9 protein-coding genes are annotated in these 13,388 nt (G+C 62.1%); 4 read left to right on the top strand and 5 right to left on the bottom strand.

Going from position 1 to position 13,388, the window contains the following annotated elements; all coding sequences use genetic code 11:
* Entirely contained in the window at positions 1 to 1,962 is a 1,962-nt protein-coding gene (moeA, locus tag GM655_RS03620) for a molybdopterin molybdotransferase MoeA (RefSeq protein ID WP_155433233.1), read from the top strand.
* Positions 1,963 to 2,001: 39 nt separating this feature from the next.
* On the opposite strand, the gene GM655_RS03615 is transcribed toward moeA, so the two are convergent.
* From GM655_RS03615 to cqsA, 3 genes are read right to left on the bottom strand one after another with little or no spacing between them, the layout of a single operon-like run.
* The gene (locus GM655_RS03615; protein ID WP_155433232.1) at positions 2,002 to 3,321 is read right to left on the bottom strand and encodes a DNA recombination protein RmuC; all 1,320 of its coding nucleotides are present in this window, start codon (positions 3,319 to 3,321) and stop codon (positions 2,002 to 2,004) included.
* 4 nt (positions 3,322 to 3,325) lie between these two features.
* Complete coding sequence (locus GM655_RS03610) at positions 3,326 to 3,724, bottom strand: group II truncated hemoglobin (protein WP_155433231.1); 399 nt, start codon at positions 3,722 to 3,724, stop codon at positions 3,326 to 3,328.
* Positions 3,725 to 3,751: 27 nt separating this feature from the next.
* Positions 3,752 to 4,996 (bottom strand): alpha-hydroxyketone-type quorum-sensing autoinducer synthase, encoded by a 1,245-nt coding sequence (gene cqsA, locus GM655_RS03605; protein WP_155433230.1) that lies wholly within the window; start codon positions 4,994 to 4,996, stop codon positions 3,752 to 3,754.
* 160 nt (positions 4,997 to 5,156) lie between these two features.
* Between cqsA and GM655_RS03600 the strand changes: the two genes are divergently transcribed.
* Positions 5,157 to 6,473 carry a sensor histidine kinase gene (locus tag GM655_RS03600; protein WP_155433229.1) on the top strand — a complete coding sequence of 439 codons (1,317 nt, stop codon included), beginning with the start codon at positions 5,157 to 5,159 and terminating at the stop codon, positions 6,471 to 6,473.
* The gene (locus tag GM655_RS03595; protein ID WP_155433228.1) at positions 6,440 to 7,450 is read left to right on the top strand and encodes a response regulator; all 1,011 of its coding nucleotides are present in this window, start codon (positions 6,440 to 6,442) and stop codon (positions 7,448 to 7,450) included. Before GM655_RS03600 ends, GM655_RS03595 begins: the two co-directional genes overlap by 34 nt.
* 20 nt (positions 7,451 to 7,470) lie before the next feature.
* Here GM655_RS03595 and GM655_RS03590 read toward each other — a convergent pair whose 3' ends face one another.
* Together GM655_RS03590 and GM655_RS03585 are read right to left on the bottom strand one after the other, a co-directional pair.
* Positions 7,471 to 10,008: an ABC transporter permease gene (locus GM655_RS03590; RefSeq protein WP_155433227.1), complete on the bottom strand. Its 2,538-nt coding sequence runs from the start codon at positions 10,006 to 10,008 to the stop codon at positions 7,471 to 7,473.
* A gap of 6 nt (positions 10,009 to 10,014) precedes the next feature.
* Entirely contained in the window at positions 10,015 to 11,022 is a 1,008-nt protein-coding gene (locus GM655_RS03585; protein WP_155433226.1) for an adenosine deaminase, read from the bottom strand.
* 410 nt (positions 11,023 to 11,432) lie between these two features.
* Between GM655_RS03585 and GM655_RS03580 the strand changes: the two genes are divergently transcribed.
* A complete protein-coding gene (locus tag GM655_RS03580; protein ID WP_155433225.1) occupies positions 11,433 to 13,355 on the top strand; it encodes a PrkA family serine protein kinase in 1,923 nt (640 codons plus the stop codon).
* Positions 13,356 to 13,388: the final 33 nt, after the last annotated feature.

The following is a 13,388-nucleotide window of genomic DNA, read 5'->3' as shown; positions in this document are numbered from 1 at the left end:
TTGTCTTTCCAGAACCAGATCACCGGCCTGATACTTGCCGGTGGCCGCGGCAGCCGCATGGGCAGCGTTGATAAAGGCCTGCAGCCTTTCCGCACCAGCACGCTGGTGGAACACGTGATCGCCCGTCTGGCACCGCAGGTCGCCAGCTATGCCATCAATGCCAACCGCAATCTGACACGCTACCAGGAACTGGCTGGCAATGTGCCCGTGCTGCCGGACTACATCGATGGCTATGCGGGTCCGCTGGCGGGGCTGCAGATAGGCCTGCAGTTCTGCCCTACCGAACTGCTGCTCACCGTCCCTTGCGATTCACCTTTGCTGCCAGCCGATCTGGCGGCGCGCCTGCATGCTGCGCTGAGTGAGCAGAACGCCGACGTCGCACTGGCCGTGACCATGCAGACGCGCGCCGGTGCCGCCGCGCCGCAGCGCCAGCTGCATCCCGTATTCGCGCTGCTCAGGACCAGCGTGTTGCCGCAGCTGGAAGCCTATCTGGCCAGTGGCGAACGGCGCATGGAAAGCTGGTTCAAGTCGCTGCGCGTGGCCGAAGTTCTGTTCGAGGATGATGCCGCATTCAGCAACGTCAACACGCTGGATGAATTGCAGGTGCTCGAGCAGCCGCCCGCCTCCGCAGCTGCCCCCTCTGCAGCTCCCCCCTCTGCTGCCGCCGTCGCCAGCACTACCGGCAACGCAGGCAGCAGTGCAGCCCGCAGCACGGGCCAGCATGACAGCGCGCTGCATGTGGAACAGGCGCAGCGCCTGATCGCCGAGCAAATTACGCCGCTCGACGCTGGCCACACCGTTCCGCTTTTCAGCGCGCTGGACCGCGTGCTGGCGCAGGACGTGATCTCGCCCATCAACGTACCGGCTTACGACAATTCGGCCATGGATGGCTACGCCCTGCGCGGCGCCGATCTGCCTGACGCCGCGCAGGCCCAGGCTACCTTCAAAGTCATAGGCATCGCCTACGCGGGCCGCCCGTGCGCGCTGGAAGTACAGGCCGGCGAATGCATTCGCATCATGACGGGAGCGGCCATGCCGGTTGGCTGCGACAGCGTGCTGCCGCAGGAACTGGCCAGCGCCATCAGCGACGACAGCGTCACCATCGCCCACGGCGTGATCCAGCAAGGCGCCAATCGCCGCTTCGCTGGCGAAGACCTGAAGCAGGGCAGCGTGGCACTGGCCAGAGGCAAACTGCTGCGGCCCGCCGATCTGGGTCTGATCGCTTCGCTGGGCATGGCCGAAGTCAGCGTGCAGCGCAAGCTGCGCGTGGCCTTCTTCTCCACCGGCGACGAGCTGCGCGCACCGGGACAGCCGCTAGACGAAGGCAGCATCTACGACAGCAACCGCTACACGGTATTCGGCATGCTGACGCGCCTGGGTTGCGAAGTGATCGACATAGGCATCGTACGCGATGATCCGCAGGCACTGGATGCGGCGCTGCGCAGCGCTTGCCAGCAGGCCGACGCCATCATCACTTCGGGCGGCGTATCGGAAGGTGCGGCCGACTATACGCGCGACATCCTGGCCAGCCTGGGCCAGCTGTCGTTCTGGAAGCTGGCCATGCGTCCCGGCCGTCCGCTCGCATTCGGCCAGATCCGCGACGGCGCCGATAGCGCATGGCTGATAGGCCTGCCCGGCAATCCGGTCGCCGTAGCGGTATCGTTCTATTTGTTCGCCCGCCCTGCCCTGCTAGCCATGATGGGTGCGCAAGCGCCCCAGTTGACGCTGCAGGCCAGAGCACAAACGGCCATGCGCAAACGGCCCGGCCGCACCGAGTACCAGCGCGGCATTATTAGCCGCGGCGCGGACGGTCAGCCCGAAGTACGGCTGACGGGCGCTCAGGGCTCCGGCATCCTGCGCTCGATGACGGAAGCCAATTGCATGGTGGTGCTCGGCCACGAACAGGGCAATGTGGCCGCTGGCGAAATGGTCGACGTGCTGCTGTTCGAAGGCCTGATCTAGCGCGCCATGCTGACTATCCGAGCGCCGGCGCGGCCGCCATCAATCTGCGTCGTGCTGGCCCGCTTCGGGCTGCGCACCTAGCAGCAATTGCGCCGCTTCGCTGGGCAGTGCTTCCACGGTCTTGAGCTTGCGTGCCATCTGGCGGCTACGGGTTTCCGCCGATTCGATATTCTTGGCGGCCCGTTCCAGCGTCAGCTTGGTGGCCGCCAGCACATCGCCGAATTTGGCGAACTCCGTCTTGACGGCGCCCAGCACCTGCCACACTTCCGATGAACGGCGTTCCAGCGCCAGCGTGCGGAAGCCCATCTGCAGGCTGTTGAGCAGGGCCGACAACGTCGAAGGCCCCGCTATGCTGATGCGGTGTACGCGCTGCAATTCATCGGCCAGCCCCGGGCGGCGCATCACTTCCGCATACAGCCCTTCGGTCGGCAGGAACAGGATGGCAAAGTCGGTGGTATGGGGTGGCGCCAGATATTTTTCCGCGATGGTTTTGGCTTCCCCGCGCACGGCCCGTTCCAGTTCGCGCCCGGCTAGCGCCACGCCATCGGCATCGGCCTGTTCGGCAGCTTCCAGCAGACGTTCGTACTGCTCCTTGGGGAACTTGGCATCGATCGGCATCCAGACGGGCACGCCGCCGTCCTTCTGGCCCGGCAGCTTGAGCGCGAATTCCACCCGCGCGCCGCTACCGGCGATGGTTTCCACATTCTTGGCATACTGGTCCGGCGTGAGCACCTGCTCCAGCAGCATTTCCAGCTGCACTTCGCCCCAGGTACCACGGGTCTTCACGTTGGTCAGCACCCGTTTCAGATCGCCCACGCCCAGCGCCAGCTGCTGCATTTCGCCCAGCCCCTGATGCACGCGCTCCAGCCGTTCCGACACCTGCTGGAACGATGCACTCAGACGCGCTTCCAGCGTGGCATGCAGTTTTTCATCCACCGTCTTACGCATCTCTTCCAGCCGCGCGCCATTATCCGTTTGCAGATCACGGATCTTGGCTTCCAGCGTGGCGCGCACTTCCTGCATGCGCGCCGCATTCGATTCGGTCAGCCGCGCCAGCGTCTGGTTCATGCTGTCGGCGAACAGCTTCAGGTTGCGGCTCTGCTCTTCTCGGCCCACCAGCCCCTGTGCTTCCAGTTGGCGGCGCAGCCCTTCGAACTGCTGCACCGTGGCGCCATGGCTAGCCTGCGCCGTGGCTTGCAATTGCAGGCGCACTTCGCGTTCCACCCGCTCTATCCGTTCCGCCAGTCCAGCCTCCTGTGTCGCATTCTGTCCGGCGCGTGCACGCAGCAGCGCCAGCACCTGCAGCACCAGCACGGCCGCAAGTAGCAGCAACAGCACGAAAAATTCTATCTGGCCCATGGCATCAATCCGGCTTGTTGCGCATCCAGTCTGCCGTCTGATAGAACGACTCCATCAGGCGCAGACGCAAAGCTTCATCTATGCCCACGTCTTCCATCGCCCAGGCCATCGCCTGCAGCCACTGGTCGCGTTCCTTGGTGCCGATGGCAAACGGCATGTGGCGCATGCGCAGGCGCGGATGGCCATGCGCCTCGACGTACAGATCCGGCCCGCCCATCCAGCCGCTGAGGAACATGAACAGGCGCTCGCGCGCATTGTCCAGCGAGCTGCCATGGGTGGCGCGCAGCAGGGCAAACTGCGGCTCCAGTTCCATCAAATCATAAAAGCGATCCACCATCTCGCGCACGCGCGCTTCGCCGCCAATTACTTCGTAGAGAGTTCGAGATTCAGTCATAGCCGCCATGATAGCGCACCACAGCGGCCCTGACACTCACACCAGCGCCAGCTTGCGCAAGCGCCGCGTGGATGACCAGTTGTGCCAGTCCAGCTCATCGCGCACAGCAGCGCAGGCAGCGATGATCTGCTCGAGCTGCGCCGCCGTCAGGCCCGAATTGAGCGTGAGCCGCACCAGCGAACGGTTCTTGGCCGTGGCTGGCGCACAGAACATGGCGCCATACACGCCCTGCCTTTCCAGCGCCTTGCGCAAGGCCAGCGTTTGCGGCTCCGGCCCCGCTTCCAGCGCGATGATCTGCTCCGTGCCGTCGCTGACATTAAAGCCCAGCTCTGCCAGCGCTGTACGCACATGGCGGGCATGCTGCTGCAGCGTGGCGCGGCGCTGTTCGGCCAGACGGATGAAGTCCAGCGCCGCGTCGAACCACGCCAGCTCGTGGCGCAGCAAACAGGAACTGAAGATGGCCGGACGCGACTCGGACAGGAAATAGCCTTTGAAGCGCTGCGAACAACTGATCAGCCCCGCCCGTCCGGCCAGCGCCTTGGCCAGCGAAGCGGTGCGGAAGTGCACGCGCTCGCTCAGCCCCAGCGCCGCCACCAGTCCTGCGCCCTGTGGCCCATGGGTGCCCAGCGAATGCGATTCGTCCACGATCAGCATGCTGTGGCTGCGTTCGGCCAGCTCCACCAGCTGGGCCAGCGGTGCCACGCTGCCATTGGTGCTGTACAGCGCATCCACCGCAATCAGGCCGCGGCCGTGGCGGGCCAGCTGCTTTTCCAGATGGCCCAGATCATTGTGCAGAAACGGCACCGGCTGGGCGCCGGCCGACTGCCCCCCCTCCCAAAGCGAAGCGTGGGCCTGCATATCGAGGTAGACGGGTATGCCCGGCTCGGCCAGCGTCTGCACCAGCCCCACATTGGCCGCCCAGCCGGACTGGGTCAGTATGCAATCCTCGGTGCCCAGCCACTGGGCCAGCCGCTGCTCGAGCCGGTGCTGGGCACTGCCCTGCTGCAGATACACGGCCGACATCAGCAACTCGCCCTGAGTCTGCACCAGTGCCGCCAGCTGGGCGTAGCGCAGTGAGGACTCATCGGCCAGACACAGATAGTCATTCCCCGCCAGATACACGGCATCGGCCGGCGTGGGCTGCCAGGCATGCGGATGCTCGCCGCCCAGCAATTGCTCGATCCGCGTGATGTGGTGCAGATCCATGCGGCGTTCGACAAAATCAGGCAGGCGGCGCTCTGCGGCTGCTGGTGTGGCACTGGATAGGATGACGTTGTTCATCAGCTAGACTCCCCAAGGATTGTTAATGAAATGAAATCAACAACAACCTTGAGGCCAAAAAAAGGTCGGACACTTGATGCTGATCAATGGCTGACTCGATACATTCAAACGCGCAACAAATTCGGGCGATGATGGCGCTTTGATAAAAATCAATCACCTCATGCCCGCAAACCTGTTCGCCTCCTGCAAATCCCGTCTACAAGCGTGCGCGCATAATCTGCTGCAATACCATGGGCAGGAGCAGCATGCCACCAAACGGGTGCTGCTGCTGGCCGGCATAGGCACGGTCTGTATGCCGCTGTACTACCTGATCTGGCACCACTACTTCCCGCAGGAATACGAATCGGTACCGCTGCGCGCACTCGGCATCGCGCTCTGCATGCTGGGCCTGTTTGCGCGGCGCTATCGGCCACGCATCCTGCACGCCTATCTGCTGCTCACCCTCAGCTATGTATTGCCTTTCTTCTTCACCTACATGTTCCTGATGAACCACGCTTCCGGCGTGTGGGGCGAATCGCTGCTGATTGCGCTGGTGCTGCTATTCCACTTCGAGACGGCATTGGCCCTGCAAGCCTATCTGGCCGGCACGCTGGCCGCCTGCCTTGCGGCCAGCTTGATGGGCGAAAGTGCCACCCTGCTCAGCAAGGCTGCGCTGCAGCAGCTCCCCATCCACATGTTCACCATGGCCGTGCTGTCCGTGGCCAAGATCAGCCGCCACATGCTGGCCCAGGAAAAACTGGCCGGCCTCGGTGCCGGGCTGGCCAGCGTGGCGCATGAACTGCGCACCCCGCTCAGCAGCGTGAATGCCAATGTGCGCGGCTTGCTGCGCATGGTGGGCACGGGCATCTGCCGCAGCGGCGAGGAAAAACTCGGCGCCATCGATGCACTGGCGCGCATCCAGTTCGAAGTGCGCCATATGAACCACATGATCGACCTGTTCCTGCTCAGCGCCAGCGCCGTGCGGCAGAATCTGCGCGCAGTCGAAACGCTGCCCATGCACGCCATGGTGGACTCCATGCTGCAACGCTATCCGTTTGTCAGCGACGCCCAGAAACATCAGGTCGCCGTCGAGCTGCGCAGTGACTTCCAGTTCGCGGGCCAGAGCGAACTGGCCGTGGTGGTGCTGCTCAATCTGCTCCGCAATGCCTTGAAAGCCATACAGCGCGCCGGCAAAGGACGGGTGCGCATCATCGTCGACGGCCAGCACCAGCCGCCCCGCCTGCTGTTCATCGATACCGGCTGCGGCATTGCCCCCCACCATCTGCCGCTGATCTTCCAGCGCTTCTATTCCTATCCGGCGCACAACGGCAGCGGCATCGGTCTGGCGCTGTGCCAGGACATACTGCGCGCCTGGAATGGCGGCATCCGCTGCGTCACGCGCGAGCAGGCTTACGCTATTTTTATACTCGAATTCCCCCCCAGTCAGCACCAGCGAGGTAAGTCATGCATTTTCCCGTCTATGCCCACCCGACTCTGACCGTGCTGGTCGACGATAGCTGCTCCTTTTTGCGCAGCCTGTCGTTCCAGCTCGATCCCATCCTGCCCACGCTGGCGTTTGACGATGCGCTGGCAGCCCAGCGCTGGCTGGGGCGCGAACGGCTGCCTGAGCGGGTACCGCTGCAGGTGAATTTCGATATGCAGAATCTGCCGGCCGACCAGTGCAATGTGGCCATTGATCTGGAGCGCATCTATCGCATCTGCGAACAGCCGCTACGCTTCGAAACGCCTTCCGTGGTGGTGGTGGACTATTCGATGCCGCAGATGAACGGACTGGAATTCTGCGCCGCGATAGCCCACCTGCCCTGCAAGAAGATATTGTTCACGGGAGCGGCCGACGAGAAGATCGCCGTCACCGCCTTCAACCGCGGCCTGATCGACCGCTACATCCAGAAGAGCGATCCGCAGGCGCTGGACCAGCTCGAACAGCAGATCCGCACCCTGCAGCACGCCTACTTCGACGACCGCGAAGAAACCCTGCGCGATCTGGTGCTGCTGCACCATTACCACTTCCTCACCGATCCCGTGCTGGCACGCCTGATTGACACGCTACGCGTGCGTCTCGGCATCGTCGAACACTATGTATTCCCCAATCCCAGCGGCATACTGCTGATCGATCAGCACGGCAAAACCCGCTTACTGATGATAGAAACGGCCGAAGGCATGTTTGCCCAGTTTGAAATCGCGCGCGACAGCGATGCCCCGCCTGCCCTGCTGGAAGCCCTGCTGGCCAAACGCGTGCTGCCGTTTTTCCACGACCCGCACGGCGACGCCATGTACCGGCCCGACATCGGCGACCAGTGGCACCGTTACTGCGCTGCGGCGCAGGTATGTGAAGGCCGGCAGACGTATTACTGGGCCCTGTTCGACCTGCCTGCGCACTACTTCCGCCAGCCGCCATATGCCTATGCCACTTTCCTCAGCCAGCGCCGCGCACTTGAATGCGCGAGCGTCTGAGGCAAGGACAGGCTAAGCACTCACGCTTCGCGCAGCGTCTGCAGCGGTGGCTGGCGCAGCACATTGCGTAGGCCCAGCCAGCCGCCGGCGATGGCGCACAGGCCGCCCGCCAGCAAGCCTATCAGCCAGACTGAAGGCGTGAAGCTCCAGGCAAATTTGAACTGGTAGGTGGCCAGCGCCCAGCCCATCACGGCTGCCGCCGTGGCTGCCAGCAGGCCAGACAGGCCGCCCACCAGCAGGAACTCGATCAACTGGGCCTGCGATAACTGGGCGCGCGTAGCGCCTAGCGCGCGCAGCAGCGCCGCTTCGCGCGTACGTTCATCCTGCGATCCCATCAGCGCTGCATATAGCACCAGCAGGCCGGATGCGAGCGTGAAGATGAACAGGAACTCCACCGCCGTAATCACCTGATCGAGCACCTGCTGCACCTGCTGCAGAATCGCGCCCACATCGACAATCGTCAGATTCGGATAATCGCGCGTCAGCGCATTCATCAAGCCGGCCTGCGCCAGCGGCAGATGGAAGGCCGTGAGCCAGCTTTGCGACACTTCCGTCATGGCGGCCGGATTGATAATCACAAAGAAGTTGACCCGCATCGAGCCCCATTCGAGCTTGCGCAGGCTGGTAATGGTCGCCTCCACAGGTGCGCCGGCGATATCGAAGCGCAGCTTGTCGCCCAGCTTCCACTTCAGCGTCTTGGCGATGCCTTCTTCCACCGAAGCTTCCGGCGCGCCGGGCCGGTCGGCAAACCACTGCCCCGCCACGATCTTGTTCTCGGCCTGCATCTGCGCCATGGTGGACAGATTGAATTCGCGGTCAGCCAGACCGCGCGCCCGTTCGTCCGTATATGTGTCGGCTGTCACGGCCACGCCGTTCACGGCCGTCAGGCGGCCACGGATCATCGGATACTGGGGCGCATAGCTGACGCCTGCTGCCTGCAGACGGCGCGCAATATCGGCCGACTGCTCGGGCTGGATATTGATGATGAAGCGGTTGGGCGCATCGGCCGGCGTGGCCTTGCGCCAGGCCGTCATCAAGTCGCCGCGCACCACCGTCAGCACGAGCAGCGCCATCAGCCCCAGTGCCAGCGCCACCACCTGCACCAGCGTCGCGCTGGGGCGGCGCTGCAGCGAGGTCAACGCAAAGCGCCAGCTCTGGTGATCGATCAGGCCGCGCAATGGCTTGAGCGCGGCCAGTCCCAGCCAGCCCACCAGTGCAAACAGGCCGAACGCGGCAGCAAAACCCAGTGCCGTGTACAGCGCCAACTGGGCATCACCGGCCTGCCACAACAGCAGGGCGCAAAAGCCGGCCAGGCCCAGCCCGTAGGTGGCCAGCGCTGCCACCTGCGGCGGCTCCTGCTCGCGCCGTATCACGCGGTTATGCGGCACTTTGCGCAGTTGCAAAATCGGCGGCAGGGCAAACGCGGCCAGCAACAGCACGCCCGTGCCCAGTCCCTGCAGGGCCGGATACAGCGAAGGCGGCGGCAATTCATTGCCGACCAGCGTGGCCAGTGCCTGCAACAGCACATGGTGGGCGCCATAACCTATCAGCACGCCAGCCAGGCTGCCCACCAGCCCCACCAGCAGGAATTCAATCAGATACATGGCCGTCACCTGATTCTGGGTCAGGCCCAGACAGCGCAGCATGGCGCAGGCATCGAGGTGGCGCTGCATGAAACGGCGCGCCGCCATGGCCACGGCCACGGCCGCCAGCAAGGCTGACAGCAAGCCCACCAGCGACAGGAAATGGTCGGCCCGTTCCAGCGTGGCGCGCATTTCGCCGCGCCCGCTGGCCAGCGTTTCTATGCGCACGCCCTTGATATTGTTGGCACTGATCTGCTGTTCCAGCCATTCGCCGAACTGGCCTGCCGCCTGCGTGCCGGCTTGCTGGCCCGCGGCACCGGCCACCAGCAAGCGATAGGTCACGCGCGAACCGGGCTGGATCAGATTGGTGGCGGGCAGGTCGTCCAATGCCAGCATTACACGCGGAGCGAAGGCCATGAAGTTGGCGCCCCGGTCCGGCTCGGCCGCAATCAAACGGGTGATGGTGAAACTGCGCTCGCCCAGCTTGAGCTGCTCGCCCACGCGGGTAGACAGGCTGCCCAGCAGGGCCGGATCCAGCCACACCGTACCGGCCGCCGGCACCTCCTGTGTCGTCTCGCCCAGCCCCTGCTGCGCGGCCAGCAGGTCCGTGCTGGTACGCAGATGGCCGCGTAAAGGATAGCCGGGGCCGACCGCCTTCAGCGCCGCCAGCACGGAGCGCGACTGCTCGCCCTCGCCCACCTGCGCCATGCTGACGAAGCTGACCACATCGGCCAGCACCAGGCCACGCCGCTGCGCTTCCGCACGCCATGCGGGATTGACGGGCAGATCGGCATTGATCACTACATCGGCGCCTATCAACTGGCGCGCATCGCGGTCCAGTCCCGCACGCAGCCGGTCGATAAAGAAGCCGGTGGCAGACAGCGCTGCCACCGCCACCGTCAGCGCTATCAGTAAAAAGCGCAACTGGCCGGCACGCCAGTCACGCAAGGTCATTTTCAGGGCGAGCGCAAACATCGGGGCTTACAGGGCAGCGAAATAAGCGTCGACTTCGTCCAGCAAGGCCTGCTTCTGCGCGGCCGGCAAGAAGGCTGCCGCAAAGCTGTTGCGCGCCAGCCGCTGCGCATGATGCAGGCCTAGCGGCAAAGCTTCGAAGGCCGCTTCGAAGTTGGCATTCATATAGCCGCCGAAATAGGCCGGATCGTCGGAATTAACGGTGGCCATGATGCCGGCATCGAGCAGTTGCAGCAGATTGTGCTGGCCCATGTCGCCAAATACGCACAGTTTGATGTTCGATAGCGGGCAGACGGTGAGCGCTACCTGCTCGCGCGCGAGCCGCTGCACCAGCGCCGCATCGTCCGTGCAGCGTACGCCGTGGTCGATACGTTCCACCTGCAAGGTATCGAGTGCCGTGCTGATATAAGCTGGCGGACCTTCTTCGCCGGCATGGGCTACCAGATGGAAACCCAGTTCCTTGCAGCGTGCAAACACGCGGGCGAATTTTTCCGGCGGGTTGCCGCGCTCGGAAGAATCGAGCCCGATGCCGATAAATTTGTCGCGGTGCGGCAGCGCTGCTTCCAGCGTGGCAAACGCATCCTCCTCCGACAGATGGCGCAGGAAACTCAGGATCAGCGTGGCCGAAACGGGGCTATCCTGACAGGCACGGTAGATGCCATCGATCACGGTCTGCATGGGCACGCCGCGTGCCGTGTGGGTTTGCGGGTCGAAGAAGATTTCCGCATGGCGCACGTTGTCTGCTGCCGCGCGCTGCAGATAGGCCGCCGTCATGTCGTAGAAGTCTTGCTCCTTGAGCAGCACGCTGGCACCGGCGTAATAGATATCGAGGAAGGATTGCAGATCGGTGAAAGCGTAGGCAGCACGCAGCGCTTCCACACTGGGGTAGGCCAGGCTCACATTGTTGCGCTGCGCCAGCGCGAAGATCAGTTCAGGTTCCAGCGAACCTTCGATGTGGATATGCAGTTCGGCTTTGGGCATCTGCTGCACGATCGTGCGCAATTGGGGATTCAGCATGGTCGATTTTCCTGTTGCGAAGAATTGAATGGGCACATCTTAGCGCATGCCTGCGCTGTGCGTCAGAAAGCCCTGTGCCTGCTGGTCATCTGCTCCGTTTGCGTTGCGATCAGCAGACCACGCGCAAGCGTGCTACTGTGACATAAGAAGTGGCCCGCCACAGCACGACAATTATTTTGACTTCCGTATCCAATAGCGCAATAATCAATTTCACAAACGTAAGAAGCATTACGCACCACACATATAAGCCGTCCGGCAATAAAGCCAGCTCATCGTTACGGGCAATCCGTAATACATAAAGAAGCGGGCCAGAAGAATAAGAAGATCAGAAAAGGTAGGCATCGTTCCGAACCGGCCACCATTAACCGGTTCACGCGACCAGTAGGTTCACATTAAAAAAGGACATACAAATGACCATTTTTGACAACTACGCCGCACGCTACGAACGCACCAGAGAAGAAGAGATGTCCATGAAGGAATATCTCGAGCTCTGCAAAAAAGATAAGCTGACTTATGCGAGCGCACCGGAGCGTATGCTGGCCGCCATCGGCGAGCCCACGCTGGTGGACACGCGCAACGATACGCGGCTGTCGCGCATCTTTGCCAACAAGGTCATCAAGATCTATCCAGCTTTCCGCGAGTTCTACGGCACGGAAGAAGTGATAGAACAGGTGGTGTCCTATTTCCGCCATGCCGCGCAAGGACTGGAAGAACGCAAGCAGATTTTGTATCTGCTGGGGCCGGTGGGCGGCGGTAAATCATCGATTGCGGAAAAACTCAAATCGCTGATGGAGCATGTACCGTTCTACTGCCTGAAAGGTTCGCCCGTCAACGAATCGCCGCTGGGCCTGTTCAACGAAGAGGAAGATGGCACGCTGCTTGAAGAAGATTACGGCATACCGCGACGCTATCTACGCAACATCCCCAGTCCGTGGGCAGTCAAGCGCCTGCATGAATTTAACGGCGACATCAACCAGTTCCGCGTGGTCAAGCGCTACCCTTCCGTGCTCAAGCAGGTGGCGATTTCCAAGACCGAGCCCGGCGATGAAAACAATCAGGATATTTCTTCGCTGGTCGGCAAGGTCGACATCCGCAAACTGGAAGACTATTCGCAGGATGATCCCGATGCCTACAGCTATTCGGGCGGACTGTGTCTGGCCAATCAGGGCTTGATGGAATTCGTCGAAATGTTCAAGGCGCCCATCAAGGTGCTGCACCCCTTGCTGACAGCCACGCAGGAAGGCAATTACAAAGGCACGGAAGGCTTTGGCGCGATTCCGTTCGAAGGCATCATCCTGGCCCACTCGAATGAGTCGGAATGGAAGACCTTCAAGAACAACCGCAACAATGAAGCTTTCCTGGACCGTATCTACATTGTCAAAGTGCCGTACTGCCTGCGCGTAACGGACGAAATCAAGATCTACGACAAGCTGATCGCCCACTCCTCGCTGGCGCAAGCGCCGTGCGCGCCGGGCACGCTGAAGATGATGGCCCAGTTCGCCATTCTGTCGCGCCTGAAAGATCCGGAAAACTCTAGCATCTTCAGCAAAATGCTCGTCTACGATGGCGAAAACCTCAAGGACACGGACCCGAAAGCCAAGTCCATGCACGAGTACGTCGACTATGCCGGCGTAGACGAAGGCATGAGCGGGCTATCCACCCGCTTCGCCTTCAAAATCCTGTCTAAAGTCTTCAACTTCGATAATACGGAGGTGGCGGCCAACCCCGTGCACCTGCTGTATGTCCTCGAACAGCAAGTCGAGCGCGAACAGTTCCCGCCTGAGACGGAACAGCGCTACTTCTCGTACATCAAAGAGCATCTGGCCCAGCGCTACGTGGAATTCATCGGCAAGGAAATCCAGACGGCCTATCTGGAAAGCTATTCCGAATACGGCCAGAATATTTTCGACCGCTACGTGACCTTTGCCGACTTCTGGATACAGGATCAGGAATACCGCGATCCCGATACGGGCGAGAGCTTTGACCGTGAATCGCTGAATAACGAGCTGGAGAAGATCGAGAAGCCGGCCGGAATCTCCAACCCCAAGGATTTCCGCAACGAGATCGTCAACTTCGGTTTGCGCGCACGCGCAAATAACGGCGGCAAGAATCCGGCCTGGACCAGCTACGAGAAATTCCGCAGTGTGATCGAGAAAAAAATGTTTTCGAACACGGAAGAACTGCTGCCGGTGATTTCCTTCAATGCCAAAGCCAGTGCCGAAGATGCCAACAAGCATGCGGACTTTGTCGCGCGCATGGTGGAAAAAGGCTATACGGCCAAACAGGTCAGACTGCTGTGCGAATGGTATCTGCGGGTACGCAAGTCGTCCTAGTGTAGCGGCTCACGCCGCTGCGCTGGCAGCCTA

This window comes from Pseudoduganella danionis (assembly GCF_009720775.1).
Classification (GTDB): domain Bacteria; phylum Pseudomonadota; class Gammaproteobacteria; order Burkholderiales; family Burkholderiaceae_D; genus Rugamonas; species Rugamonas danionis.
The sequence above is the reverse complement of the archived record's forward strand: the minus strand, read 5'-3'. Positions and strand labels throughout refer to the sequence as shown.